Origin of the sequence: Stutzerimonas stutzeri, from assembly GCF_024448935.1 — a bacterium.
In the GTDB taxonomy this organism is placed as follows: domain Bacteria; phylum Pseudomonadota; class Gammaproteobacteria; order Pseudomonadales; family Pseudomonadaceae; genus Stutzerimonas; species Stutzerimonas stutzeri_AO.
The window spans coordinates 27,570-50,614 of the sequence record NZ_JAMOIE010000028.1 but is presented as its reverse complement, the minus strand read 5'-3'; the positions used below and the strand labels follow the sequence as shown (position 1 = coordinate 50,614).

25 protein-coding genes and 2 pseudogenes are annotated in these 23,045 nt (G+C 64.9%); 3 read left to right on the top strand and 24 right to left on the bottom strand.

The genetic code is table 11. The features are described 5' to 3' along the window. Positions 1 to 116 precede the first annotated feature (116 nt). Positions 117 to 1,199: a uroporphyrinogen decarboxylase gene (gene hemE, locus NA637_RS10495; RefSeq protein WP_256072200.1), complete on the top strand. Its 1,083-nt coding sequence runs from the start codon at positions 117 to 119 to the stop codon at positions 1,197 to 1,199. 125 nt (positions 1,200 to 1,324) lie between these two features. Here the strand turns inward: hemE and NA637_RS10490 are convergent, their stop codons facing one another. The 21 genes from NA637_RS10490 to trxC form a co-directional block, all read right to left on the bottom strand. Beyond that, complete coding sequence (locus NA637_RS10490; RefSeq protein WP_256072199.1) at positions 1,325 to 1,618, bottom strand: hypothetical protein; 294 nt, start codon at positions 1,616 to 1,618, stop codon at positions 1,325 to 1,327. Between the two features lie 152 nt (positions 1,619 to 1,770). Beyond that, positions 1,771 to 2,211 carry an excinuclease gene (locus NA637_RS10485; RefSeq protein ID WP_256072198.1) on the bottom strand — a complete coding sequence of 147 codons (441 nt, stop codon included), beginning with the start codon at positions 2,209 to 2,211 and terminating at the stop codon, positions 1,771 to 1,773. A gap of 29 nt (positions 2,212 to 2,240) precedes the next feature. Beyond that, positions 2,241 to 3,467: a beta-ketoacyl-ACP synthase gene (locus NA637_RS10480; RefSeq protein ID WP_256072197.1), complete on the bottom strand. Its 1,227-nt coding sequence runs from the start codon at positions 3,465 to 3,467 to the stop codon at positions 2,241 to 2,243. Beyond that, positions 3,467 to 4,195 (bottom strand): 3-oxoacyl-ACP reductase FabG, encoded by a 729-nt coding sequence (gene fabG / locus NA637_RS10475; protein ID WP_256072196.1) that lies wholly within the window; start codon positions 4,193 to 4,195, stop codon positions 3,467 to 3,469. The genes NA637_RS10480 and fabG overlap by 1 nt, the downstream gene beginning before the upstream one ends. Then, positions 4,192 to 4,644 carry a hotdog family protein gene (locus tag NA637_RS10470; protein ID WP_256072195.1) on the bottom strand — a complete coding sequence of 151 codons (453 nt, stop codon included), beginning with the start codon at positions 4,642 to 4,644 and terminating at the stop codon, positions 4,192 to 4,194. Before NA637_RS10470 ends, fabG begins: the two co-directional genes overlap by 4 nt. Next, positions 4,641 to 5,828: a beta-ketoacyl-[acyl-carrier-protein] synthase family protein gene (locus tag NA637_RS10465; protein WP_256072194.1), complete on the bottom strand. Its 1,188-nt coding sequence runs from the start codon at positions 5,826 to 5,828 to the stop codon at positions 4,641 to 4,643. The genes NA637_RS10470 and NA637_RS10465 overlap by 4 nt, the downstream gene beginning before the upstream one ends. Next, positions 5,825 to 6,346, bottom strand: coding sequence for a DUF3261 domain-containing protein (locus tag NA637_RS10460; RefSeq protein WP_256072193.1), 522 nt, complete (start codon positions 6,344 to 6,346; stop codon positions 5,825 to 5,827). Before NA637_RS10460 ends, NA637_RS10465 begins: the two co-directional genes overlap by 4 nt. Positions 6,347 to 6,356: 10 nt before the next feature. Beyond that, positions 6,357 to 7,598 (bottom strand): NAD(P)/FAD-dependent oxidoreductase, encoded by a 1,242-nt coding sequence (locus NA637_RS10455; RefSeq protein ID WP_256072192.1) that lies wholly within the window; start codon positions 7,596 to 7,598, stop codon positions 6,357 to 6,359. A 127-nt stretch (positions 7,599 to 7,725) separates the two neighbouring features. Then, on the bottom strand, positions 7,726 to 10,065 hold the full coding sequence (locus tag NA637_RS10450; RefSeq protein WP_256072204.1) for an MMPL family transporter: 2,340 nt from the start codon (positions 10,063 to 10,065) through the stop codon (positions 7,726 to 7,728). Then, positions 10,049 to 10,636: an outer membrane lipoprotein carrier protein LolA gene (locus tag NA637_RS10445; RefSeq protein ID WP_256072203.1), complete on the bottom strand. Its 588-nt coding sequence runs from the start codon at positions 10,634 to 10,636 to the stop codon at positions 10,049 to 10,051. The genes NA637_RS10450 and NA637_RS10445 overlap by 17 nt, the downstream gene beginning before the upstream one ends. 29 nt (positions 10,637 to 10,665) lie before the next feature. Further along, positions 10,666 to 11,091 (bottom strand): acyl-CoA thioesterase, encoded by a 426-nt coding sequence (locus NA637_RS10440; protein ID WP_256072191.1) that lies wholly within the window; start codon positions 11,089 to 11,091, stop codon positions 10,666 to 10,668. Further along, positions 11,084 to 12,763: an HAL/PAL/TAL family ammonia-lyase gene (locus NA637_RS10435; RefSeq protein WP_256072190.1), complete on the bottom strand. Its 1,680-nt coding sequence runs from the start codon at positions 12,761 to 12,763 to the stop codon at positions 11,084 to 11,086. Before NA637_RS10435 ends, NA637_RS10440 begins: the two co-directional genes overlap by 8 nt. Then, positions 12,750 to 13,691 (bottom strand): glycosyl transferase, encoded by a 942-nt coding sequence (locus NA637_RS10430; protein WP_256072189.1) that lies wholly within the window; start codon positions 13,689 to 13,691, stop codon positions 12,750 to 12,752. Before NA637_RS10430 ends, NA637_RS10435 begins: the two co-directional genes overlap by 14 nt. Next, positions 13,688 to 14,515, bottom strand: a complete 828-nt coding sequence (locus NA637_RS10425; protein ID WP_423836719.1) for a glycosyltransferase family 2 protein — start codon at positions 14,513 to 14,515, stop codon at positions 13,688 to 13,690. The genes NA637_RS10430 and NA637_RS10425 overlap by 4 nt, the downstream gene beginning before the upstream one ends. Beyond that, complete coding sequence (locus tag NA637_RS10420; RefSeq protein ID WP_256072188.1) at positions 14,512 to 16,191, bottom strand: acyl-CoA synthetase family protein; 1,680 nt, start codon at positions 16,189 to 16,191, stop codon at positions 14,512 to 14,514. The genes NA637_RS10425 and NA637_RS10420 overlap by 4 nt, the downstream gene beginning before the upstream one ends. Further along, on the bottom strand, positions 16,188 to 16,766 hold the full coding sequence (locus tag NA637_RS10415; protein WP_256072187.1) for a hypothetical protein: 579 nt from the start codon (positions 16,764 to 16,766) through the stop codon (positions 16,188 to 16,190). The genes NA637_RS10420 and NA637_RS10415 overlap by 4 nt, the downstream gene beginning before the upstream one ends. Positions 16,767 to 16,851: 85 nt before the next feature. Next, entirely contained in the window at positions 16,852 to 17,109 is a 258-nt protein-coding gene (locus tag NA637_RS10410; protein ID WP_168426121.1) for an acyl carrier protein, read from the bottom strand. Beyond that, positions 17,106 to 17,387, bottom strand: coding sequence for a phosphopantetheine-binding protein (locus NA637_RS10405; protein WP_256072186.1), 282 nt, complete (start codon positions 17,385 to 17,387; stop codon positions 17,106 to 17,108). Before NA637_RS10405 ends, NA637_RS10410 begins: the two co-directional genes overlap by 4 nt. Beyond that, the gene (locus tag NA637_RS10400) at positions 17,368 to 18,177 is read right to left on the bottom strand and encodes a lysophospholipid acyltransferase family protein (RefSeq protein WP_256072185.1); all 810 of its coding nucleotides are present in this window, start codon (positions 18,175 to 18,177) and stop codon (positions 17,368 to 17,370) included. The genes NA637_RS10405 and NA637_RS10400 overlap by 20 nt, the downstream gene beginning before the upstream one ends. Next, on the bottom strand, positions 18,153 to 18,872 hold the full coding sequence (locus NA637_RS10395) for a beta-ketoacyl synthase chain length factor (RefSeq protein ID WP_256072184.1): 720 nt from the start codon (positions 18,870 to 18,872) through the stop codon (positions 18,153 to 18,155). Before NA637_RS10395 ends, NA637_RS10400 begins: the two co-directional genes overlap by 25 nt. A 314-nt stretch (positions 18,873 to 19,186) precedes the next feature. Further along, positions 19,187 to 19,618 carry a thioredoxin TrxC gene (gene trxC / locus NA637_RS10390; protein ID WP_256072183.1) on the bottom strand — a complete coding sequence of 144 codons (432 nt, stop codon included), beginning with the start codon at positions 19,616 to 19,618 and terminating at the stop codon, positions 19,187 to 19,189. 104 nt (positions 19,619 to 19,722) lie between these two features. Between trxC and NA637_RS10385 the strand changes: the two are divergent. Together NA637_RS10385 and NA637_RS10380 are read left to right on the top strand one after the other, a co-directional pair. After that, positions 19,723 to 20,140 (top strand): annotated as a pseudogene (locus NA637_RS10385) (glutaminase); the annotation flags it as partial. Positions 20,141 to 20,269: 129 nt separating this feature from the next. Continuing rightward, positions 20,270 to 20,965 carry a carbonic anhydrase gene (locus NA637_RS10380; RefSeq protein WP_256072182.1) on the top strand — a complete coding sequence of 232 codons (696 nt, stop codon included), beginning with the start codon at positions 20,270 to 20,272 and terminating at the stop codon, positions 20,963 to 20,965. Positions 20,966 to 20,987: 22 nt separating this feature from the next. Here NA637_RS10380 and NA637_RS10375 read toward each other — a convergent pair whose 3' ends face one another. From NA637_RS10375 to NA637_RS10365, 3 genes and pseudogenes are all read right to left on the bottom strand, one after another. Then, positions 20,988 to 21,776, bottom strand: coding sequence for a substrate-binding periplasmic protein (locus NA637_RS10375; RefSeq protein WP_256072181.1), 789 nt, complete (start codon positions 21,774 to 21,776; stop codon positions 20,988 to 20,990). 268 nt (positions 21,777 to 22,044) lie between these two features. Continuing rightward, the gene (locus NA637_RS10370; protein ID WP_256072201.1) at positions 22,045 to 22,497 is read right to left on the bottom strand and encodes a thioesterase domain-containing protein; all 453 of its coding nucleotides are present in this window, start codon (positions 22,495 to 22,497) and stop codon (positions 22,045 to 22,047) included. Positions 22,498 to 22,646: 149 nt separating this feature from the next. Next, positions 22,647 to 23,045 (bottom strand): annotated as a pseudogene (locus NA637_RS10365) (YkgJ family cysteine cluster protein).

The following is a 23,045-nucleotide window of genomic DNA, read 5'->3' as shown; positions in this document are numbered from 1 at the left end:
TTGCAGCTTGCAGTGCCTGACCAGAATCAAGCCCATGGATAAAAGGCACGGCGCCCGCCGTGCCTTTTGTTTTCTGCTTTGCGACAATGCCGCCACTTTTTCGCTGGAACCCAGACATGACTGCCTTGAAGAATGATCGCTTTCTCCGCGCCTTGCTCAAGCAACCGGTCGACGTCACCCCGGTGTGGATGATGCGACAGGCCGGACGCTACCTGCCCGAGTATCGGGCCAGCCGCAGCAAGGCAGGCGACTTCATGAGCCTGTGCATGAACCCGGAGCTGGCCTGCGAGGTCACCCTCCAACCGCTTGAGCGTTACCCGCTGGATGCGGCGATCCTGTTCTCTGACATCCTCACCGTGCCGGACGCCATGGGCCTGGGGTTGTATTTCGAGACCGGCGAAGGCCCACGGTTCAAGAAAGTCGTCAGCAGCATGGCCGACATCGAGGCGCTACCGATACCAGACCCGGAAAAGGACCTGGGTTACGTGATGGACGCGGTACGCACCATTCGCCGCGAGCTTAACGGCCGCGTACCGCTGATCGGCTTTTCCGGCAGCCCCTGGACCCTGGCAACCTATATGGTCGAGGGCGGTTCGTCGAAGGACTTTCGCAAGTCCAAGGCGATGCTCTACGAACATCCGCAGGCGATGCATGCGCTGCTCGACAAGCTGGCGCAGTCGGTGACCCGCTACCTCAACGGGCAGATTCTCGCCGGTGCCCAGGCCGTGCAGATCTTCGATTCATGGGGCGGCAGCCTGTCCGCGGCGGCCTATCAGGAATTCTCCCTGGCCTATATGCAGAAGATCATCGATGGGCTGATCCGTGTACAGGACGGTCGCCGTGTACCGGTGATCCTGTTCACCAAGGGCGGTGGGTTGTGGCTGGAATCCATGGCAGGAACCGGAGCCGAAGCGCTGGGCCTCGACTGGACCTGCGATATCGGCAACGCGCGGGCGCGAGTGGGCGACAAGGTCGCGCTACAGGGCAATATGGATCCGAGCGTACTGTTCGCCAAGCCGGAGGCGATCCGTGCCGAGGTTGGCCGCATTCTTGCGAGTTTCGGTCATGGCGAAGGTCACGTCTTCAACTTGGGCCATGGCATCACGCCAGAAGTCGATCCAGCCCACGCTGGCGCCTTCATCGAGTCGGTGCACGAGCTGTCGGCCAAGTATCACGGTAGAAGCAGCCATAAGCCGTAAAGCCGTAAAGCCGTAAGCTTCAAGTAAAAGCAGAAGCTTGACGGCATTGCGCTGTCAGCAAGGCTGATTCGCTTCCAGCTTCCAGCTTCCAGCTTCCAGCTTGCAGCTTGCAGCTTGCAGCTGCTTCAAGGCTGTTGGTAATGCCCGGGCGTGGTACCTGGCTCGTGTTCGTGGACCAGCTTGGTCACCCGGATGTCGGTGATGCCGATGACCTCGGCCTGCTCCAGCAGCTTGGCCTCGTCGGCGTCCGCATCCGGCATCACCAGGCTGTTTTCGGCATCGCCGTTGTGCAGCTCGATCAGGTGCCGAGCGGCGCTACCCTGGGACATGCGGTCCTCTTCCGACTCGATGATCTGAACACGCGGGTCATTCTGGAAGATGTAGTTGACTTCGAACTTGTGCGACGACTTGCCGAACATGGGCAGCTCCTTGAATAGCCAAAGGGTCTGCTCTGTTGACTCGCCGGTCCAGTTATTCGTTCGACAGGCACCGACGGCAGGCCGACGGTCGGAATGCTACGGAGGAGGGCGATGGCACCCGTTGCCGTCGCAACGGCACGGGCGCTGCAGACTTACTTGAGCTTGGCGAGATTGCCCTTGATGGCCACGCCCGCCATGATCGCGCCGGCGTGGCACTCATAATTCTGGCTGTCCTTGTACTCGACGTGCTTGTAGTTGCTGGCGATGTCCACCACGGCGTTGGCGCCGGCCGCCTTGGCCGCCTGCTGCATGCCGATCAGCGCCGATTGCAGGGCCCAGCTGCACGCGCCTTCGTCAGTCTTGTTGAAGGCATTGGTCTTCTTGCTGGTGGTCACGCCGCTGCGAATGATCTGCGCGCCCTTGGGGGTCTTGCCGGCGAGGTAGAACTCCACGCTGCCGTCCAGCCTGCCGGAGGCGGTGGCTTCGGCCACCACCTGATCGAATGGCAGGTAATGGGTGGTGTCGCGAGCCTGGCTGATTCCTGGCAAAGCACAGAGCACCAGTGCAACGCCGATCCATGTGTTTTTCTTCATTGCATGCTCCTTGCGGTGTTGTGAGGGATTCAGGCCCAGCGGCGGAAAATCAACGAAGTGTTGATGCCGCCAAAGGCGAAATTGTTGTTCATGACGAATTCGTGCTGCATCGAACGCGGCGCGCCGACAAGGTAGTCCAACTCGCCGCAGCGCGGATCGATGCTATCGAGATTGAGCGTATGGATATAGCGGTCGCGATTCATCATTTCGATGCTGAGCCAGGACTCCAGCGCGCCGCAGGCACCCAGGGTGTGACCGAAGGAACTCTTTTGCGAGCTGATTGGCATGGCTGAACCGAACAGGGCTTGCGTCGCCAGGGTCTCGGCGATGTCGCCCTGTTCGGTAGCGGTGCCATGGCCGTTGACGTAGCCAATGGCTTCGGGTCTCAAGTTGGCATCTTCCAGGGCCAGTTCCATGGCGCGACGCATGGTGACCTGTTCGGGTTTGGTGGCGTGCTGACCGTCGGCATTGCTGCCGAAGCCGACCAGTTCGGCATGGATGGTGGCACCGCGAGCGAGTGCGTGTTCGAGCTCTTCGAGCACCAGCATGCCGGCGCCCTCGCCAATCACCAGGCCGTCGCGGCCGGCGTCATAAGGCCGGGGCGTGGTGTGCGGCGCATCGTTCTTCAGGCTGGTTGCGTAGAGCGCGTCGAATACCATGGCTTCGGTCGCGCACAGCTCCTCGGCGCCACCGGCGAGCATCATCGGCAGGCGGCCGAACTTGATCGCCTCATAGGCATAGCCGATGCCCTGGCTGCCACTGGTACAGGCGCTGGAGGTGGGGATTACCCGGCCGGTGAGACCGAAGAAGATGCTGATATTGGCCGCTGTGGTGTGCGGCATCATGCGAATGTAAGAGTTGGCGTTCAGGCCGTCGGCCACGGAATTGAGCAGCATGTTGCCGAAGGCCTTGATCTCCTCGGTGCTGCCGGTGGATGAGCCGCAGGCGACGCCCATGCGGCCGTCGCGGATCGACGAATCATCAAGCAGGCCGGCGTGTTCGAGTGCCTGCTCGGCGGCCTTCACCGACAACCGTGAGACTCGGCCCATGCTGCGTAGCTGTTTGCGCGTCCAGTGCCTGGGGACGACGAAATCATCCACCGGCCCGGCCAGGCGGGTGTTGAGTTCGGTGAAACGATCCCACTCGTGCATGTAGCGGATGCCACTGCGGTTGCCGCTGAAGTTGGCTTCGATGGATGCCCAGTCGCTGCCCAGCGACGTGATGCCGGCCATGCCGGTGACGACGACGCGTTTCATCAGCACAACCCGCCGTTGACCGCCAGAACCTGGCGGGTGATGTAGCTGGCTTCTTCGGACATCAGAAAGTTGACCGCACCGGCGACTTCTTCGGCTGTGCCCATGCGTTGAGCGGGAATCATCTTGAGCATTTCCTCGATAGGCAGATCGTCGTTGAGCATATCCGTGTCGATCAGTCCTGGTGCGACGCAGTTGACGGTGATACGTCGTTTACCGAGCTCGACGGCGAGCGCCTTGGCGGCGCCGATCACGCCGGCCTTGGAGGCGCTGTAGTTGACCTGGCCGCGATTGCCGATCAGCCCCGAGACCGAGGTCATGCAGACGATTCGCCCCGGTTGGCGACGGCGAATCATCGGCATCGTCAGCGGCTGCAGGACATTGTAGAAGCCATCCAGGTTGGTGCGCATGACCAGGTCCCAGTCATCCTCGGTCAGCGCCGGAAAGGCGCCGTCGCGGGTGAGGCCGGCGTTGCAGACCACACCGTAATAGGCACCGTGCGCGTCGATATCGGCTTCCAGCTGCGTGCGGCATTGCGCGCGATCGGCGATATCGAACTGCAGGATGCGCGCCTGGCGGCCCAGCTCCTGGATCTGTGCCTGGACGGCCTCGGCCTCGTCCCGCCGGGTGCGGCAATGCAGGATGATGTCGTGGCCGCTGTGGGCCAGGCGCAAGGCGATGGCGCGGCCAATGCCACGGCTGGAGCCGGTGACGAGAATGCTGTTGCTCATGGGCTGGGCTCTTGCAGATAGCTCGCCACTTCAGGCGGGCGGAACACGGTGAGACGCGCCTCGGCATGGATGCCGGGCCCGTCGAGATGGCATTCGAACACGCCCATGCCGTTGTCGTCCTGCAGCGAGCGCAGCGCGCGAATGCGTAGCGCGGCGCCAACGGGGAAGCGCTCGACATCGCATTGAAAGCGGCGGGTGCCGAGCAGAAAGCCCAGCTCCACCGGCAGCCCGGCCTGACGTGCCTGGCAACCGGCGAACGCGGCGACCGTCTGCGCCATGATCTCGACACCGACCCAGGCCGGCAGGCTGCCGTCGGGCAGGTTGTACAGCCCGCCGGGCCTTACCTTCAAGTGAGCATCGATGCTGTCCGCGTCGAATGCCTCGACCGCATCGAGCAGGATCGTGTCTCCGGCATGGGGTACCAGTTCGGCTACTGGCCAATCGATCATGGCGCGTCTCCCAGGATCAGGCTGATGTTGTTGCCGCCGAAGGCGAAGGAGTTGCTCATCAGGCGACGTGGACCGGCCGCCGCCATTGTCGTGCCGGCGGCGATCAGATCCAGGCGTGGCAGGTCGGCATCTTGCTGGCCGTCCCAGCGATGCGGTGGCAGCCGTTGGGCAGGGTTGTGCTCGGACAGGGCGAGCCAGCAGAACGCGGCTTCCAGCGCACCGGCGGCGCCCAGGGTGTGCCCGGTCAGCGGCTTGCTCGACGAACAGGCCACCCCGGCCGGAAACACCGCGGCGACCGCCAGGCTTTCCATGGCGTCATTGTGCCAGGTGGCGGTGCCGTGAAGATTCAGATAGCTGATCTGCTCCGCCTGGGTTGCTGCGCCGACGAGCGCCTTGCGCATCGCCTCGATGGCGCCCAGGCCCTGCGGGTCTGGGGCGGAAATGTGGTGGGCATCGGAACTGGCGCCACCGCCGAGCAGGGCGATGGGCGCCTCGTCGCGGCTCATCAGGAAGAGCGCGGCCGCCTCGCCGATATTGATACCGTCGCGGTTGGTCGAGAACGGATTGCAGATGCGCTCGCTGGTCGCCTCCAGGGCGCTGAACCCTTGCAGCGTCAGATCGCAAAGGCTATCCACGCCGCCGCAGATCACCGCGTCGCAAATGCCCGCATCCAACAGCCGCTTGGCACTGAGCAACGCGCGAGCGCTCGAGGTGCAGGCGGTGGAGATCGAATAGCTTGGACCGCTGAGCGCTAGCCGCTCGCTGAGAAAGCTGGCGGGGGCGCAAAGCTCCTGATGACCGTAGTGATAGCTGGCCGGTAGCTGCCCGTGACGCACCAGGTCGGCGATGCCCTGAGTGGCTTCCTGGATGCCGGTGGTGCTGGTGCCCATCACCACGCCGATGCGGGATGGACCGAAGCGGGCAATGGTCTGATGCAGCTCGGCTTCGATCTGCTCGACCGCAGCCAGCAGCAGCTGATTGTTGCGCGTGGCGTGGCGCAGCGGCGCATTGCCAAGCGTGGGCAGCTCGTCCGTGACCGCGCCGACCGGCAGCTGGCGGCCGGCGACCGCTTGCGGATAGGGCTGCATGCCCGAGCCGTCACCGTCCAGCAGGCGCCGGGCGACCTCGGCCTGGCCGCGACCCAGCGCGCAGATCAACCCCAGGGCATTCAGGTAGACGGTCATTGCTGGCGGGCTCCGGCTGGCGCGATGGGGGCGACACCATAGGTCAGCGTCGGCCCGACGTCGAGTTCGAAACGACCGTTCTCCCGATAGCGGATCTGCCAGGCGGCCCCATCGGCTGTCAGCGATCGCCCGTCCGGCTGCTGCGTCCAGCGCGTATCGGCGTAGAGCTCCTCCAACTGCTCGGCCGGGCTCAGCGCGAACAGCAATGCAGCGAACAGCTCGCGCGCCTCGGGATTCGGTGGCAGCAGGCCGTCCGCTCGCCAGTGGCCGTCGCGCAGCAGCTGGCGCGCCAGCGGGACGCCCAGCGGATCGAGCAGCGACCAGCGCAAGGCGGTGCCTTCGCGCTGGATGACCAATAACCAGTCGCGTGTCTCGCCCGCGCTCCGGCGCTGGATATGCAACTGCATCGGCAACGTCAGCTGCGACGTGTGTGTCGGCAACGGCAGCTGCCGGGCGCAGGCGCCGAGCATCAGCAGCAGCGCCAGCCAGACCAGGCGCGGTATGGGACGTGCGTTCATGCGGGACGACTCATGCCGGCCCCGAGGGGCCGCACAGCTCGGCCAGCACCCGCAAGCGGCGCTTGGGCTCGGCGACATAGGGGTTGGCGCTGTCCCAGGCGTAGCCGGCGAGGATCGAGCTGATCATCCGGCGAATCTCAGGCTGGGCGTGTTCGTAATAGATCACGTTCTGAAAACTGCCGTCGTACCAGCCCTCGACGTAGGCTCGGAAGGTGTCCACGCCACGCTTGAGCGGTGCGGCGAACTCGGTCTCCCAGTCCACCACTTCGCCTGTCAGCTGACGGTGCAGCACGGCGGCGGCCATGCTCGCCGAGCGCATGGCGATGGTGACGCCGGAAGAGAACACCGGGTCGAGGAATTCCGCCGCATTGCCCAGCAGGGCGAAGCCCGGACCGTGCAACGTTTTGACGTTCGCCGAATAGCCGCCGATCAGCCGCGCCGGGGTGTCCCACTCGGCGTGCTGGAGGATGCGCTTGAGGTTGGGCGCCTCCAGCACGAACTCTCTCAGGCATACGTCCAGATCCAGCGGTCGCCCTTCGTAGCGTTCGGCGCTGGCGACGACACCCAGGGAACAGCGGCCGTTACTGAACGGGATGGTCCAGTACCAGACGTCGCGCAACTCGGGATGGGTGGTGATGAGGATTTTTTCCCGGTCGAAGCGCGGATCGTCGATGTTGTCCTGGAGATGGGTGAACACGGCACGCCGCAGCGGAAAGCTCGACGGCGCCTCCAACTCGAGCAGACGCGGCAGCACGCGGCCATAGCCGCTGGCGTCGAGGACGAAATCCGCCTCGATGGCGTATTCGCAGGCGTCCGGCCGGCGAATCTGCAGGCGCGGACGCGAACGGTCGAAGTCTGCGGCGGTGACTTCCTCTTCGTAGCGAATCTCCACGCCCTGCGACTCGGCCTGGTCGGCCAGCAGCTTGTCGAAATCGGCGCGCTGAACCTGACAGGTGCTGTCGTGGCCCACGGTGAATTTGTCACGGAAGTCGAACTCGGTGTAGCGCTCGCCCCAGCCGAAGGCCGCGCCATGCTTGGTTTGAAACCCGGCGGCCCGTACCGCTTCGAGCATGCCGGCTTCTTCGATGAAATCCAGGCAATGCGACAGCAGGCTTTCGCCGATGGAGAAACGCGGAAACCGCTGCCGCTCGATGATCAAGACGTCATGGCCCTTGCGCTTGAGCAGGGCGGCGGCGATTGCGCCGGAAGGCCCCGCGCCGATGATGACGACGCTACGGTGTCCTGAATTCACGTAAGCCTTCCTTGTGCGACTCGACCAGATTGACGGTTAGCAGGCGCGGCCGGTAGCCAGCAGGGAACATCCATTACCAGGGAGTTGGGGCCGCGGCCAGACCGTTCAGGCGCCCGCGCCGCAACGCTCAGCATCGGTCCTCCGCGTCCGGTTCGGCCGCCCAGGGCGCCAGCGCGAAGGCAAACACCAGGCCGAGCCCCACCGCCAGACCGAAGTTGCTCACCGCAGGCGTGCTCGACAGGGCCAGCAAGCCGAACGACAGCCAGGTGGTCACGGCCGCCAGCAGGGTGCCGACCAGGCTTACCGCGGCACCGCCGATTCGTTCACGCATGAGGATGGCGTAATCCACGCCGATCGCGGTGACCAGCAACAGGCCGAACAGGCCGAACAGGGTCAACGGCTGACCCAGCCAGCCCAGGCACGCCAGGCTGCCGAGCGCCGCCAGCAGTGGCACGGCCAGGCAGCGCAACGCGCCACGCCAGCCGAAGGGCAGGCACAGCAGGGCGAAAATGAGCACAGCGGCGAAAAGCTTGAGCAACGCAGCCTGGCGCTGGGTCTCGGCAAACAGGCGATTCAGCTCGGCAGGCCGATCGATGAGACGGGTCCCGCCGATACCCTCGGCCAGACCGTGCAGCGCGGCGCTGTCGCGGAGGCCCTGCAGGCTGACCAGACCGGCGACCGAACCATCGCTTCGGACACCCAGCCACAAGGGGCGCCAAGGTTCAGCGAGCGGTCCGGCCAGCACATCCTCGAGGCTGGTCATGGGTTGTGCCAGTAGATCGGCAACTTCCTTTTCCAGTCGGTCGGCGCTGACACCGAGGTTCAGCAGGGGCTGGCTGGCCTCCAGCAAACGCGGCAGCGCGAGATGCAGGCTTCCCTGGACGGTCGTCGGGGCGACCAGCTGGCTCAGCGCGAGATAGCCGTGCAGCTTCTGCGCCGCCACCAGGTCATCGAGACGCGCGGCAAGTTCGTCCTGGCGCTCCAGCAGCTCGTCGGGCGTCGCCGCGCGAACCAGAAAATACTGGCTGGTCGGCTCGAACCCCGTGATTGCGCCGATGCGTTCGGCTTGCTGCTGCAGCCCGGGCGCACGGGCGACCCACTGGCGCAGATCGTCCTTGAAGGACAGCTGGCTGATGCCGCCGATGCAGAACAGCAAGAACCCGACCAGCAACCAGGTCGTGGGGACCCGGCGCAGCACTGCGCGGCGTAGCGTCAGTCCGCGCTGGGCCCAGCCCAGCGGCGCGGCCCAGGCTTGCAGCGGCGCGTTCAGCAGCGCAGGCAGCAGGCAAGTGGCACAGGCGAAGGCGCCGAACAGGCCCGCCGCGGAAAACACCGCCACCTGACTCAGCGCCGGGAACGGGGTGAAGCCCATGGCCAGGTAGCCGATGACATTGGTCGCCAGCGCCAGCGCCAGGCCAGGAAACGTCAAGCGCAGCGCCTTATAGGCATGCCACGGCTGCAGGGTCCAGCTCTTGGAGAGGTAGTGCAGCGGGAAATCGATGCTGACCCCGACCAGGCTGGCGCCGAGTACCAGCGTCAGCACATGGATCTGACCGAACAATGCGATACAGGCGGCGGCACCGCTCAGCGCACCGACCACCACGGGCAGCGCCACCAGCAGGACACGCGGCGTACGAAACACCAGGTGCAGCAATGCCAGTGTCGCGACGAGCGAGACGCTGCCGATCAGGCTGGCTTCCTCGCGTGCCTGTCGCTGGCCATAAGCGGCATGCAAGATGCCTCCAGCGGCGAGCAACTCGCCCTGTTCGGCCTCTACCTGATGGCGTGCCGCGCGAACCTGGTCGTCCACCAGCAGCGGCAACTGGTCGTCGAAGGCATCGCCGTGGGTGTGTGCATGGATCACCGCCCAGCGCTGGCCGGCATGCTCGGCCACCCATAGACCATCGAGACGCGGATGGACATGGCCCGGTTGCGGCAGGTGTCGCTGCGCCAGATCGGCGAAACCGAACCAGTCCTGCTCGATCGGCACCAGGCCGGTATTTTCGAACGGGCTGTAAAGGCGTTGTAGACGCTGTTGAACGAAGTCCTCGGGCGAGGCAACAAGGGCTTCTCGACTCGCCCGGTCGAGCAGTGCCAGGCGCTGATCGAGCAACTGCTGGCGCACCGCAGGCAGCTCGGCTTGCACCGAGCGGCGGACCTCGGCGAACAGGCCGCTGCCTCGCAAGTTGTCGGTAATTTCGTCGGCCAGCGCGAAGGCCTTCGCTTCATCCTCGTGATGAACCAGCAGCATCAGATCGCGATTCAGCGGTTGCTGTACCCGCTGCTCGGCGAGTTGCTCCAGCTCACCCGGCGCGCCGCTGGGCAGCAGTTTCAGCAGGTTGGCGGTGACCGGCGGGCCGTCGCGCCATTGCCAGGCGGTCAGCGCCACCAGCCCGAGCAGTGCGACGAAGAACAACCAGGAAAGCCAGGCCGGCAGCCTGAGCGCTTGGTCAGTCGGCGAAATTATGGCGTTCGCTGGGGCTCAGCTGTTCGTCGATCTGGCTGTCGGTCAGCAACAGCAGCGTGCTGTCGCCCTGGGTTTCGATCAGTTCGATGCGCTCGGCCGTCGAGCCGCCCTGAATGAGAATGCGGGTGAAGATCTGCCCGAGCAGTTTCGATCGTGGGGTCAGGCTCAACGCCCAGTTCTCCGCGGTGCCGCTGAGCGCCAGTTCGAAATCGCGTTTCAGCACCTCGGTGTCGCCGCGCAGCACGGCGAGGAACAGGGCGTTCTGGCGCGCCGCGGCGCCCTGCTGATGGGTCGGCTGCCAGCCGCTGGCGTCACGTCGGGCGATTCCCGATGCGCTGATGCGGTAGTCCTGTTGCAGCGGTTCGCGCAGGAACCAGAGCAGGCCGTGGTCGCGCGCCAGGACGAAGGTTCCAGTACTGAGGAGCGGCTGGGGCAACGCGCGCAAATACTTTTCCTGGGTAAAGTTGCCGCGAATGACCTCGGGTTCGCTCAACTGGCGGCTCAGTTGCGTCAGGTCGAAGGTGTCGGCGCGCCCGGCTATCGTCAGCAGCAGACTCATCACCAGCAACATCGGTGCCGCAAGGCGCTTGGGCAGTCGGCTCACGATAGGGCTCGCTCCACGGCGTCGACAAAGACGCTGGGCGACGCCAGCAGCATCTCGCGACTGGCGATCTCCACCGCGACCTGCACGGTGCTGCCACGGGTCATGCGCTCGCCGGTCTCGGCGTCGCTGATCAGGTAATGGATCTTCAGGCGGTTCTCCCACTCGACCAGATCGGCACGAACGACGATGCGCTGATTGAAGCGGGCGCCACGTATGTAGCGCAGTTGCACGTCGATGATCGGCCAGGCGTAGCCGGCATCGCGCATCTGCGTGTAGTTGTGCCCGATCCGTTCCAGCAGCGCGCAGCGTGCGACTTCGAAGTACTTGATGTAATGGCCGTGCCAGACCACGGCCATGGAGTCGACGTCGAAAAAGGGCACCAGCACCTCGACCTTTGCCTGCAGCACGCCGCCCTTACGCATACAGCCCCCAGTGTTGCGCACGGATGCGTTGCAGACACAGGCGCAGTTCGCCTTCCAGAGCGCGGTCCTCGATCAGTGGCGGGAAATCCTCACCCAGCGCGGCGTGCATGGTTTGCAACGGCACCGGAAGGGGTCGTGCGGACCGGGCCTGCTGGCGCAGCCAGACACCCTGGTTGGCGGCGAGCAGCGTGGCGGCGGCGACCTGCTCGGTCAGTTCCAGGCTGCGCAGCGCATCGCGCGCGGCGATGGTGCCCATGCTCACCTTGTCCTGGTTGTGGCACTCGGTGGAGCGCGAGAAGACGCTGGCCGGCATGCTGTTCTTCAGCGCTTCGGCGGCCCAGGCGCTGGTGCCGATCTGCACCGCCTTGAAGCCATGATTGATCATCGCGGTGGCGGCCGGCGCACCGGACAGGTTGCTCGGCAGGCCGTGGTTGTAACGACTGTCGACCAGCAGCGCGAGCTGGCGGTCGAGCAGATCGGCGACGTTGGCCACCAGGTTCTTCAGGCTGTCCATGGCGAAGGCGATATGGCCGCCGTAGAAGTGCCCGCCGTGCAGCACCCGCTCGTTGTCCGCGTCGATGATCGGGTTGTCGTTGGCACTGTTCAGTTCGGTCTCGATGAACTGCCGCAGCAGACCCAGGCTGTCGGCCAGAACGCCCAGCACGTGCGGCGCGCAGCGGATGGAGTAGCGGTCTTGCAGGCGATGCAGGCCAAGACCGCTGGAAGCTGCTGCGCTAGGTGCGGCTGCCTTGAGAGCCGGTTCGGCCTGCTCATTTACTGCTTGTAAACTCCGCGGCCTCGCCGTCTCTCGCCTCGCCGCGCCGTCGCTCGCGACGCTTCCAGCAGCCTTGGGTGCGGTTGGTGCCTCGATGGCCAGATCCTGACGAATCCAGGCGGCTACTTGCATTTGCCCCGGGTGCGGCTTGGCGGCGAACAGGCGTTCGTCGAAATGCTCGGGATTGCCTTCCAGGGCGACAACGTTGAGCGCGGTGATGCGCGTGGCCAGTTTCAGCAGGTAATCGGCACGGGCATAGGCGAGGCAGGCCAGGCCGGTCATCACCGCAGTGCCATTCATCAGTGCCAGGGCTTCCTTCGGGCGCAGGGTCAGCGGCGTCCAGCCCAGCTGGCGATGCACCTCGATGGCGCTGCGGCGCTCGCCGCGGAACATGACTTCGCGCTCGCCGGCCAGCGCCGCGGCGACGTAGGACAGCGGCGTCAGATCGCCGCTGGCGCCCACCGAGCCTTCCTCCGGAATCAGCGGCAGGACGTCGTATTCGAGGAACGCCTGCAGGCGGTCGAGCAGCTCGATGCGTACGCCGGACATGCCGTGTGTCAGCGAACGCAAGCGGGCGGCCAGCACCGCGCGAGTGGCTTCGGCGTCGAGCCGCTTGCCGAGGCCGCAGCCATGAAAGGTGAACAGGTGCTGCGGCAGCGCCTCGACCTGATGCAGCGGCACCGCCACCACGCACGAATCGCCATAGCCGGTGGTCACGCCGTAGATCACGCCTTCGCGGTCGAGCAGGGTGTCGAGAAACTGCGCGCCGCGGGCGATGCGGCTGCGAAAGGCTTCGTCCGCCTGCAGCTGGGCCGGCGCACGGCGCTGGGCCACGGCCAGCAGATCCTCGATGCGCAGGGGGCTTTCGCCAAAGATCACGGGCTCAGCGTTGGTCATGGGTGTTCCAGAAAGGGTAGAAGTTGAACCATTGCAAAGGGGCGTCCAGGCAGCGGGTCGCCAGGCGGTCGGCATAGCGCTGCACCCACTGCTGCACCACCGCATCGCGCTCGCCGCGGCGCCATTGAATACGTTCGGCGAAGGGCTCCAGGTGGACATGAAACTGCTTGCCCTGTTTCAGGCAGAACAGCAGATTGGCCGGGCATTGCAGCAACCCCGCCAGCAGCCAGGGGCCCTGGGGGAAATTCGCCGGCTGGCCCAGGAAGTCGGCAGTCGCGATGCGCGCGCCATGCAGCGGCACCCGGTCGCCGGCGATCGCCAGCCATTCACCGGCATCCAGCCGCCGCGACAGTTCCATCATGATGGCCGGGTCCAGCTCGCTGACCTGGATCAGGCGCAAATTGCTCGCGCCGGGTTGGTCGAGCAGCCGGTTGAAACGTTCGGCGTGGCGCGTATGCACCAGCACGTTCATCTTCACCTTGCGGCCCATCTCGGCCAGCGCTCGACAGATTTCCAGATTGCCCAGGTGCGAGCCGACCAGCAACTGACCTCGCGATGCTTCAAGCTCCGCATGCAAATGCTTGCTGTCGTGCAGCACCAGCCGGTCGAGTTCGAGCCGGCCACCCCAGGCGTCGAGTTTGTCCAGCAAGGCGTCGGCGAAGCCCATGAACTGGCGATAGACCGAGCGCCAGCTGGGCACCAGCTCACCGCGGCCGCTCCAGTCGGCGAGATGGCGTTGATAGGCCCAGGCGCTCTGACGGGCGCTGCGGCCGAACAGGTAGAAATACAGCACGATCAGGTACAGCAGCGGCGCCATGGCACGGCGGCCGAGCAGGCGCACGGCGCTGGCGGTGAGCTTCATCAAGACGAAGCTGCCGCGCTCGCGGTGCGCTGCCCAGTGCACGCCGGACGCGGCCTTTCCGCTCATCCGCGCCACCGACGCCGAAGCAGGGCAGGCGCCCGCAGCAGCATGCCGCCGAACAGCCGGGCGTGCAGCGCGGAGATCAACAGGTTGTCGCGCCAGAGGCGGAAATGCGAGACGCCATCGGCCGGGTAATGCACGCGCGTCGGCAGCCAGACCATCGGTTGCTCGCGCCAGTGCAGGCGCACCAAGATTTCCGTATCGAAATCCATGCGCTGGCCCAGTGTCGTCGAATCGAGCAGGGCCAGGGTGGGGGGCAGCGGGTAGACGCGAAAACCGCACATGGAGTCGCGGATCGACAGCGACAGGGTGTTGATCCAGACCCACACATGGGTCAGGTAGCGTCCATAGAGCCGGCTTTTCGGCACGCTCGAGTCGTACTCGGGGTAGCCGCAGATCAGCGCCTGCGGTGCCTGGCTGGCGCGATCGAGAAACAACGGCACACGGGTGAGATCGTGCTGACCGTCGGCGTCGACCTGCAGCGCATGGCTGAAGCCCAGGCGGAACGCCTCGCGCAGCCCGGAGGCCACCGCCGCGCCCTTGCCCAGGTTTTCGCCGTGCCGGAGCAGGTGCACCGACGGATGCTGCGCCAGCGCATCGATGACCTGCGCCGCGGCGGGGCGGCAGGCATCGTCGATGAGCACGCAGTGCAGGTCTTCGGCGAGCAGCGCGCGAACGACTGACGGCAAGCTGCGCTCGTGGTTGTAGACCGGGATCACCGCACAGGGTTTGAACCAGTCTTCATCGATGGCCAGCGACAGCTGTTGACGGACGCTCGGCTGCGTGGGCGAGGCGTCAGTGGCAGATGCAATTGGAGCAAGGGTGGTCACAGTGTTTCTCCCAGCAGAATGCGCCCGGACGAGCAGGGCGCATCGCCGTTGCGGTAAGCGAAGTACAGCTTGCTGCGCTCGCGGTCGAAACGCAGGGTCAGCTGCAACTGGTCGCCTGCTCGGGCGAGCTGTTGAAACTTGAGGACTTCCATGCCGTGGAAACGTGGCGGCAGATCATCGATCAGCTCGCGAGCGAGGCCAATGGCCCAGTCGATCTGCACGACGCCGGGTAGCACCGGTGCTTGCGGGAAATGACCGGTGAAATGTGCCAGGTCCAGCGGGATGCTCAGCTCGATGTGCCACTGGTCATCGTGCCGGGAGGCGCCGAGGCGTTCGGGTTGCAGCGGGCGAGGCGCCTGCAGCAGCGTTTCAAGTTGCGCCTGGGGCAGCTTGCCCTGGGTATTGTGAGGCAGTTGTCGCACCAGTCGCCAGCGACGCGGTAAGGCCAGCGCCTCGCAGTGATTCGCCAGGTGGTTGCGCAGTGTTTCGGTCAAGGCGCGTCGGCCGCCGTTGCGCAGCGCATGCAGCCCGGCCTCGCTGAGGGCAACCAGGGCCGCGAGGTAGGCGCGGTTGTCGACGATCACGCCGAGGCGTGCTTCGCTGACGAAAGGGTGAGCGACCAAGGCCGCTTCCAGCATCGGCAGGGAGATGCGTTTCTCTTCCAGTTTGACGATGCGGTCCAGCCGGCCGAGCAGCTCGAAGCGCCCGTCGGCCTCGATACGCGCCGCGTCGGCCGTCTGCTCGACATGGCTTGGCGGCAGGCAAGGTGAGGCGATGCGCAGCGCGCCTTGTTCATCAAGGCTCAGCTGCACGGCGGGGAATGGCTGCCACAGGTTGCCACCCTGACGCCAGGCGATGCCGCCGGTTTCCGAGCTGCCGTAGATTTCCGTCGGTAGCTGGCCCAGGCGCTGTTCCAGTCGCTGCGCTGCCAGCGTATCGAGGGGGCCGCCGGAGGAAAAAATCCGGCGCACGTTGCGCAGAGCTGGCCAGTCGAGGTTGTTGCCCATTCGCTTGAGCAGTGCCGGGCTGGCCACCCAGCAAAAGCTCGGGTGCTGACGACTGGCCAGTTGGATGTCCTCGGGAAAAGGCTGGGCACGGCGCAGAAAGGGACGGCCGGCGCACAGTGGCCAGAGCACGCGGAACAGCAGTCCGTAGATGTGCTGCGCGGCAACGCTGGCGATCATGCAGGCATCGCCGAGATCGGCCCCCCAGCAGGCCTCGAGCGTTTCCACTTCGTTCGCCAACTGGCGCAGGCGCTTGTCGATCAGTTTCGGTTCGCCGCTGGAACCGGAGGTGCAGAGCAGCAGTCGGCACTGGTCCAGGTCCAGCTTCGCCCCCGCGAGCGGCTCGGCCATGAGGTCCGCGATCCGCACGTCGCCGTCCTGGTCCGTCAGCCAGAGGTCGGCCTGGTGGGCCAGTCGCGCGCGGTTCGCGGGCTGCAGATCGGCCGGTAGCAACACCGTTACGCCGGCTCGCCAGGCGCCAAGCAGCGCGATGGCCAGCTCACCCGCATCTTCCAGATGAACCGCGAGGCGGGCGACACCGCGATTGCGCAGCCCGGCGGCCAGGCGCAACGCTTGCTGGCGCAGCTCGGCGTGCTCCAGGTCGGGGGCCAGCGTGACCGGCCGCGAGTTGGGCGTCTGATCGAGCAGGTGTTCCAGGGAAATCCAGTTCATTTAGCGTTCCTGACTCGCTGGCGCACCAGCCACTCGCCGGCAAATAGCAATCCCATCAGCAGATAGGCGATCAACCCGGTGTACAGCATCCACCAGCTCAGCGGCGCCCACAGCGCGAGGCCACTGGCGATGCCGGCGTTGACGATGAAATAACCCACCCAGACCCAGGTCACCCGTCGCGTGTAGCGCACCGCCGCGGCGGGCAGCTCGGGCTCGCTCAGACGTGCCAGGCGCTCGATGATCGGCATGCCTGAGCACAGGCTGCCGGCAAACAGCCCGAGCAGCGCCAGGCTGATCAGCACCGGATACCAGCGCAGCAGCGCAGGCTCGCCCATCAACCCGAGCAGCAGGCAGAACAGCAAGGCCGCGGCTGCCACCGTGCGGCTCAGCTGTGTTTGTTTGCCGCTGAACATCCGTGCCAGCCAGAGCGCACCGAGCAGCAGGGCGAACAGCCGGGGCGACAGGTGCTCCAGGCCCAGGTAAACGGCGAACGGGTAGGCGAGGCCAGCCAGCAACAGGCCGAGAGCAATCAGCCGGCTGGCGTTCGCCTTGCCTGGTGGTGCGGGTGCTTGCATCGCGTGTTAGCCATTTGAAGTGCATGACGCAGGCGTCGTCCGGTGGATGGCCGGACGATGTCTGGCTTTTCTTGATCTGTGCGGCTCAGGCCGTTTGCGGGTTCACCAGGCGGTACACCGCCTCGACGACGTCGCCCACGGTACGGACCGACTTGAACTCCTCGGCGGCGATCTTCTTGCCGGTCTGGCGCTTGATGTGGTCGATCAGGTCGACGGCGTCGATGCTGTCGATCTCCAGGTCCTGATACAGGTTGGCGTCGAGGCTGATGCGCTCGGGGTCGAGTTCGAAGAGTTCGACCAGCGCGTCGCGCAGGGTCTGGAAGATCTCGTTGCGACTGTTCACGTTTGGGGGCCTCCGCAGGCGGCGGCGCGGTTGGCGCTAACGTAGGCGGCCAGGCTGTCGACACTGGCGAAATGCTTGCGGGTGTCCTTGGCATCGGCGTCGATCTTGATGCCGAAGCGCTTCTGAATCGCCAGGCCCAGTTCCAGCGCGTCGACCGAGTCCAGCCCGAGGCCTTCGCCGAACAACGGCTGGTCGGTCGCGATGTCATCCGGGCCGAGGTCTTCCAGACCCAGGGCGTCGATGATCAGTTGCTTGATTTCACGCTGCAGTTGGCTCATCGAGTGCGAGCTCCTTTATGAAGTGTCGGTGCAGATGGTCATTGAGTCGCCGCGAGGCGATGGGTGCCGCTCCCCGTGCGGCAAATGTCTGCGGGTCGATATCCTCCCCAACGCGCAGATGAAAATGGAAACGTCTTGCCGGGATGCGGTACCAGGGCTCGGCCTTGGTCAGGGTGCTCGGCGTCACGCTGATCACCACCGGTGTCACCAGGCGCGCGCCGCGCAGGGCAATGGCCGCCGCGCCGCGATGAAACTGCGGTGCCTGGCCGGGCGTGGTGCGAGTACCTTCCGGAAAGATGATCAGCGTCTGGCCCTGCTGCAGCGCGTCGGCAGTTTCATCGAGCATCTCGGCGCTGCCGTTGTTGCTGATGTATTGCGCCGCGCGGATCGGCCCTCGAGTGAACGGGTTGTCCAAAAGACTCTGCTTGACCACGCAGTTGGTGTCGCGGATCAATGCGATCAGTACTACGACATCGATGAGGGAAGGATGGTTGGCGATCACCAACTGGCCAGGGCGGCCGAGGCGCTCGGCGCCTTCGACTTCGTAGGTCAGCACGCCGCTGCGATACATGAACTGGACGAACAGCCAGAACAGTCGGCTCACGGTCTGGCGTGCCCGACGGCGGCGCGCGGCGTGATCGCCAGGCAGCAGGCCAAGCAAGGGGAAGACCAGCAGCCGCAGACAAAGCCCGCCGAGGCCAAACAGGGTAAACGACAGACCGGTCGCGATCAGGCGCCACAGCCATGGCGCGCTGGGCCGATTGTTCAATGAGTCTGCTGCCAGTTCCATTGGCGTCTCTTCCATCGATGCTGACAGCCGGATGTGCCGTTGAGCAGCGCGCAAACCAGCCCGATCGCGTGTGGGCGAGGTGGCGGGGTGGCGTCTTCATCGGCGGCTTCGAGGCTCAATTGCCAGGAGTGGCCCGGCTTGAGCAACAGCGCTACGGCATAAGGAAAGCTGACGTCGCTGATCCAGGGCGCATAGACGGCGGGGGGCTGGTCTTCGGCAATCACCACCAGCACGGCCGGCGCGCCTTCGCCGAGCAGCATGGACGCCTCGAGCACGGCATGCTCCAGGCCATCGCCTTCGGCGGCCAGCGCGGTCATCTCGCTGGTGTCTTGCTGCTGAATCGACCAGAGGCCGATGATCGCGTTATGCACCGACAGGCTGAATTGAGTCGGCGAAAGGGGCTCGCCATCTGCCAGATCATTGAGGATGGCAAAGGTGCGTGCGGTTTCTCCATGGCGCGAGGCATACACCATGGGCATCGGCGACTGCCCGGCAGCCAGTGGCGCAGCCACGGCGAATACCATACGCGCCAACCGGCTGAGCCGTCGGCGTTGCATGGCGGGCAGGAAGCTGACGTCCGGCTGCGCGTCGCTGTTTTTGAGGTCGTATGGATGCCGAGCCCAAATCGCCCAGTCATCAGCGAGTGCCAGACCTGGAGCCCAGGCCTGCCATTGATCGATATCGAATTGAATCACGCGTGAACTCACCGGCTCGTCCGCGAGCCTTGTTATTGGCGTGTCGACGTCCCTGTGCAGCGACTATCGGTAAATTATCCGCCGTGAAAGTGGCGGCATTATCCAATCGCGATCCGGCTGAGGCAAACGTTGCTTGAAATATCCGGATAAGAGGTACGCGTGCTTCGCGGAACCAGAAGCGAAACGCACGGTCTTTTATTGGTTTTTTCGCACTTACAGGGGCTTTCGCTCCGGGGAGAAGACCGATTCGAGGCGTGTACCTCCACGCGCGACCTCGTCTCGTTACAAAAAGCGTTCAGGCGGGCCAGCGCCCGTCATACCCCCTGCTGCTGGAGCCATGCCAGCAATTGCGGCAACGGCATTGCCCCGCTCTGGCGCGCAGTCTCGCTTCCATCCTTGAACAGGATCAGGCTCGGAATCGAGCGAATACCGAGCTGGCTCGACAGCTGCGGGTTGGCTTCGCTGTCCAGCTTGGCCAGCCGACAGCGACCCTGCAGCTGCGCAGCCGCCTGCTCGAAGATCGGCGCAAAGCTGCGGCACGGCCCGCACCAACTCGCCCAAACGTCCACCAGTAACGGCAAGTCGCCCTTGACCTGATTGGCGAAGCTCGCCCGGCTCAGTTCGAACGGTGTATCGGTCAGTACCGCAGATTTGCAACGGCCGCAGCGCGGACCCGCGGCCAATCGGTCGGCTGGGATGCGGTTGAGCCCGGCGCAGTGCGCGCAGGGAACGACGAGGGCGCTCATGGAAAATCTCCGGTGACATGGCGACTATTGTGTTCTTTGTCATGCGCTTGGCGTATATCGGATTTGCCATGCAGCCTACTACAGCCCTCCGCCCCTGGCTAAGGGGTGAGCTCTACTACGCCGGTAATGCGAAGACGCCGTTTTCGATCCAGAGCATTCCAGGGTCTTTTAGCCTGGTGCAGGCGATTCAGCATTGCGGCGAGTCGTTGTGGGCGCGCCAGGACACGAACCGTCCGGGCCGCCGTTGTACTCGCCGGTACCGCTGGCGTTCGAGCGTGGCATACCGCGCAACCCGTTCATCAGTGCCGGGGCGCTGGTGATTTGCGACATCAGCCAGTCGCGCCTTGCCGTGCCGGCACTGTTGCCCGGCAAGAGCGGCGTGGGTGGCGGTATCGTGGCGGTGGTGCCGGGGCGCTTCACGGTCTGCGTCTGGTCGCCTGAATTGAACCAGGCCGGCAATTCGCTGATCGGCATGGCGCACTGGCGAAGCTCTCGCAGCGCATCGGTTGGTCTACCTTCTAAAGAACACTGATACAGATTCATCACGTCGGGGCTCGCGCCCGGCGTTTGTTACGGTCTGTCACAGCTGTGCAGTGTCCGGCCGGACGTGTGCAACGTCGTACCTAACCAAACCCTAAGAGAGATCGTGCTATGAGTCTCGCTGACAAGACGACCGAAACAGCGCAGGAGGCGCTCGACAACCTGATCGCGGGGGTCATTCGGTTCCGTGAAGACATCTATCCGCAGCAGCGTGAGCTGTTCAACAAGCTGGCCCACGAGCAGACGCCGCGGGCCATGTTCATCACCTGTGCGGACTCGCGAATCCTGCCCGAGCTGATCACCCAGAGCTCGCCGGGCGACCTGTTCGTGACGCGCAATGTCGGCAATATCGTGCCGCCCTACGGGATCATGAATGGCGGCGTGTCGACCGCCATCGAGTTCGCGGTGATGGCGCTTGGCGTGCATCACATCATCGTCTGCGGCCATTCCGATTGTGGCGCGATGAAAGCGGTGCTGAATCCCTCGAGCCTCGACGGGATGCCGACCGTACGGAGCTGGCTGCGACACGCCGAAGTGGCCAGGACGGTGGTCGAGGAGAACTGCGGCTGCGCCGACCACAACACCCTTGGCGTGCTGACCGAGGAGAACGTGCTGGCCCAGCTCGACCATCTACGTACGCACCCCTCGGTGGCGGCGCGGCTGGCCAGCGGGCAGCTGTTCATTCATGGCTGGGTTTACAACATCGGCACCAGCGAAATCCGCGCCTACGATGCGGCCAAGGGCGAGTTCCGTCTGATCGGCGACGGCCCACTGCCGATGGCCACACCGAAGTCACGCTACGTCTGAGCGCCTCGCGACCCCGGTGCGCTCAGGGCGCCTTGCGATCGCGTATCAGATAACAGAAGTCGGGGGTCTTGCTGCAGCCGGCATAGCCCTCGCCAATGACATCATTGAGCGCGCTCTGCAGACGCTCGACGGCTTCGTCGGGCGTGTCCTTGTGCAGCGCCAGGTACAGGTATTCGGCGTGGAAGCTCAGCACAGGCTGCAACCCCTCGACGCCCTGTTCTTTGGCGCGGTAACGCCAGACCGGATCGGCCGTGGCCCACAGATCCAGGCGGCCGCTGAGCAGTTTGCGCAGGTTTTCCTCTTCGCTGAGGCTGTCGATCGGGCGCAATCCTTGCCGTTCCAGGTACTGGCTGATGCCGCTGCTTTTCTGCGCGCCGATTTTCAGCCCCTGGGCCTGGGTGAGGGAGTTGAGATCGATGGGCTTGGCCGGCGCCGCGAGCAGCACGCTGTCGTAGCGGGCCAGTGGCCCGATCCACTTGAATAAGCCTTCGTTCTGCGCCGTACGGGTGACTGAAAACAACCCGTGACCGGTGTCGGTGAGGGTCTGGTTGTAGATGCGGTCCCAGGGCGAGCGCAGCGTCAGGTTGTAGCCGATGCCGGCACGTTTGAAGATCTCCCGCACGGTGTCGGTGGCGATGCCTTGCACCTCGTCGCCGCGGGCGAAGCGCTTGTGGCTCGGCCCCATGTTGAAGGGTGGAAAGTTGTCGGTCTGCAGGATGATCTGATAGTTCTTCGGTAACTCGGCGCGCGCGCCACCGCTGAGGGCGAGTAGAACACTGAACAATAGAATGACATTACGGGACAGGCCCATGGCATCGGCTCCTTGACGCTGTTTTTATTGTTGGCCGTTGCAGCGTAGTCCGTCGTGCGCGCGCATGCCAGCCTGCAGCGGTAGCAGGTGAGCGCGGTGGCGTCTGGATCCGGGGGGAAATGGCTGACGATAGGCCGGGGCCGAACAGCCGGCCGCTGCCCGCCGCTTCGCAGTGGCTTGCGCGGGCCTTTGGGCCGTCAGCGATCAACGGTGCGCGGGGGCTGTAGCGGCCCGGTGCACCCTGGCAGGGCAGAGGGCGCGGCTGCGTTTACTTATGCAGCACGAATTGGCCGGTGAAACGCACTGCGTCCCGGCCGTCCGCAGCCAGAACGCGACTGCGCAGGGTCAGGCGCGAACGGCCACGGCGACGGTAGATCATCTCGAATCGCTCCCAGGCGCTATCGTCCGGGGCCGAGCAGACCGCGGTGGCGTCATCCATCACGGGCAGCGGATAGTCGATCAGGCCCTCCTGAATGACGATATGGCCCTCGTCGATCCCGGCCTCGCGCAGGCGCAGGTGCAGCCAGCCCCAGCCCGCCAGCACCGAGGCGCAGTAGAGGCTGCCACCGAACATGCTGCTTTTGTGGTTGATGTTCGCTTGCAGCGGGACCGTCAGGCGCAGCTCATGATTTTCCCAATGCTCGACGCGCAGGCCCATCGCGCGGGTCAGTGGGATGTCGTGGTGCAGAATGGCTTCCAGGTAGCGGCTATCGCGGCTCATGCCGGGTGGATTCCTAAACGTGTGCGGATACAGGCAGACGTCAAGCATGACTGCTGAGTCACGATATTGCCAGTTTCCGCGGCATTTATTGCGGCCATTCCCCGCCGTTTCGGTTGGGTGGGAAGGCGGCGTTAGCGCGCTGCGGTCTTCTACTGGGCGGTCTTCTTCTGATAGGCAATAGCCAGGCCTTGGGCCGACATCGGGTGGTTGCGGCAGGTCTCGGGGCGCTTGGCACAGACCGTGCACAAGCGTGTTCTGCGATCGAGGTAAAGACAGTTTCCATTGGCCTGTCGGGGCAGGGTGAAGATGCCGTGCTTCTGATCGAAATGTTCATCAAGGCCTTCTTTGCCCAGGCGTTTGGCAATGCCCTTGAGCGGCTCGTCATGCTCGAAGGCATCGGCCACTTCGAGGCGGATCAAGTCATCGATCGGCACCTCGACCGGCAAAGTGCAACACGTGGCGTGGCAGTCTCGGCACGGGCCGTTGCTGTATCGCGCCCAGGTTTCCAGGCGCTCGGGGTCGGCAGAAGCGATCGAACGCGGGTGCAC

Coding starts and splice junctions, on each gene's coding strand:
- hemE (WP_256072200.1), top strand. CDS start 117: ATGACTGCCTTGAAGAATGATCGCTTTCTCCGCGCCTTGCTCAAGCAA.
- NA637_RS10490 (WP_256072199.1), bottom strand. CDS start 1,618: ATGTTCGGCAAGTCGTCGCACAAGTTCGAAGTCAACTACATCTTCCAG.
- NA637_RS10485 (WP_256072198.1), bottom strand. CDS start 2,211: ATGAAGAAAAACACATGGATCGGCGTTGCACTGGTGCTCTGTGCTTTG.
- NA637_RS10480 (WP_256072197.1), bottom strand. CDS start 3,467: ATGAAACGCGTCGTCGTCACCGGCATGGCCGGCATCACGTCGCTGGGC.
- fabG (WP_256072196.1), bottom strand. CDS start 4,195: ATGAGCAACAGCATTCTCGTCACCGGCTCCAGCCGTGGCATTGGCCGC.
- NA637_RS10470 (WP_256072195.1), bottom strand. CDS start 4,644: ATGATCGATTGGCCAGTAGCCGAACTGGTACCCCATGCCGGAGACACG.
- NA637_RS10465 (WP_256072194.1), bottom strand. CDS start 5,828: ATGACCGTCTACCTGAATGCCCTGGGGTTGATCTGCGCGCTGGGTCGC.
- NA637_RS10460 (WP_256072193.1), bottom strand. CDS start 6,346: ATGAACGCACGTCCCATACCGCGCCTGGTCTGGCTGGCGCTGCTGCTG.
- NA637_RS10445 (WP_256072203.1), bottom strand. CDS start 10,636: ATGTTGCTGGTGATGAGTCTGCTGCTGACGATAGCCGGGCGCGCCGAC.
- NA637_RS10440 (WP_256072191.1), bottom strand. CDS start 11,091: ATGCGTAAGGGCGGCGTGCTGCAGGCAAAGGTCGAGGTGCTGGTGCCC.
- NA637_RS10435 (WP_256072190.1), bottom strand. CDS start 12,763: ATGACCAACGCTGAGCCCGTGATCTTTGGCGAAAGCCCCCTGCGCATC.
- NA637_RS10430 (WP_256072189.1), bottom strand. CDS start 13,691: ATGAGCGGAAAGGCCGCGTCCGGCGTGCACTGGGCAGCGCACCGCGAG.
- NA637_RS10420 (WP_256072188.1), bottom strand. CDS start 16,191: ATGAACTGGATTTCCCTGGAACACCTGCTCGATCAGACGCCCAACTCG.
- NA637_RS10415 (WP_256072187.1), bottom strand. CDS start 16,766: ATGCAAGCACCCGCACCACCAGGCAAGGCGAACGCCAGCCGGCTGATT.
- NA637_RS10405 (WP_256072186.1), bottom strand. CDS start 17,387: ATGAGCCAACTGCAGCGTGAAATCAAGCAACTGATCATCGACGCCCTG.
- NA637_RS10400 (WP_256072185.1), bottom strand. CDS start 18,177: ATGGAACTGGCAGCAGACTCATTGAACAATCGGCCCAGCGCGCCATGG.
- trxC (WP_256072183.1), bottom strand. CDS start 19,618: ATGAGCGCCCTCGTCGTTCCCTGCGCGCACTGCGCCGGGCTCAACCGC.
- NA637_RS10380 (WP_256072182.1), top strand. CDS start 20,270: ATGAGTCTCGCTGACAAGACGACCGAAACAGCGCAGGAGGCGCTCGAC.
- NA637_RS10375 (WP_256072181.1), bottom strand. CDS start 21,776: ATGGGCCTGTCCCGTAATGTCATTCTATTGTTCAGTGTTCTACTCGCC.
- NA637_RS10370 (WP_256072201.1), bottom strand. CDS start 22,497: ATGAGCCGCGATAGCCGCTACCTGGAAGCCATTCTGCACCACGACATC.